The sequence below is a fragment of the Streptomyces tauricus genome (assembly GCF_014650955.1).
Lineage (GTDB): Bacteria > Actinomycetota > Actinomycetes > Streptomycetales > Streptomycetaceae > Streptomyces > Streptomyces tauricus.
Genome location: NZ_BMVY01000101.1, coordinates 1 through 1,086, shown reverse-complemented (window position 1 = coordinate 1,086; position 1,086 = coordinate 1). Strand labels below are relative to the sequence as shown.

At 67.5% G+C, this 1,086-nt stretch carries 1 protein-coding gene; it reads right to left on the bottom strand.

Annotation, left to right across the window (positions count from 1 at the left end; genetic code table 11):
- Positions 1–150: 150 nt before the first annotated feature.
- A partial coding sequence (locus tag IE278_RS41745) for an RICIN domain-containing protein (RefSeq protein WP_189780251.1) occupies positions 151–1,086 on the bottom strand: 936 nt, incomplete at its 5' end.

The window sequence follows — 1,086 nt, the reverse complement described above, 5'->3', positions numbered from 1 at the left end:
CGTACTGCCACCCGGGTCCACGGTCGCGGAGGCGGGCTCCAGAGAAGTCCAAAGGCTCACTCTGGGAACCTAAACGCCGATCCGGTGCCGAGTCAGGAAGCAGCGGGGCAGGATGCATGCCCGAACAGGCGGCATCAACTGCCCCGGGTCTCAACCGCTCTTGGGATGGATGACAAGCCACTCCTGGTCATCGATGTTGGAGCAGTGATACAGCGTCAGGTTCGTGTCGACCGTGCCGGTGCTGAACCCGGCCACGTCGAGGCACTTGTTGTTGCTGGCGAAGTTGCGGATCCAGTAGGCGCCGCTCTCCTGCTTGTCGATCCACCACAGGTCGTTGTCCGCGGACGTGCCCACGCATTCGGACTCGTACACCCCCACCTGCACGGGCTGCGCCCCGGCGTTCGGCAGGTCCATGCAGAGCTGGTCCTTGACGTTGCGGATCACGAAGAGGTCGGTGGCACCGGGGCCCGCCTTCTTCTGGCGCACCTCCAGGTTCCAGAGCTGGTTGTCCTCCTCCACCTTCTCCGTGCAGGTGGCCTGCTGCACGCGGCCGGTCGGCTTCCCCTTGTCGCGGCCCGGGAGTTCGGCGCACATCTTGGTGGTCGTGTTGCGCAGCAGGATGTTGGTCGCGGGCACCACGCTCTTCGGCTTCGGCTTCGGCTTCGGCGACGGGCTTCCCCCGCCGCCCCCACCGCCGCCACCGTCGCCGGACGCCGACGGAACGGCGGGCTCGGAGGCCACCGGCTCGACCGACGGGGCCTTGGGCGCCTCGGGAGTCGGTGAGGGGGAGGGTGCCAGGGTGCTGATGCCGGCTTCCTGGAGCTTCTCCGTGGCGGCGCTGCGGACCTGCGGCTTGTAGGCGATCCACAGCAGGACGAACGTGATCGCCAACGCCATGAAGATGCCGAGGAACGTGGCGAGCCAGCGCGGCAGGAAACCCTTCTGGACGTACGTGCCCTCGACATCCAGCGGATCCACGCCCGACCGCTGCACGGCCAGCGTGTACGGCCGCGACTCCTTCGACCCGAACCAGATGATCTCCCGCGGCTTCAACGTCGTCTTCACGAACGCCGCACGCCCCGGCTC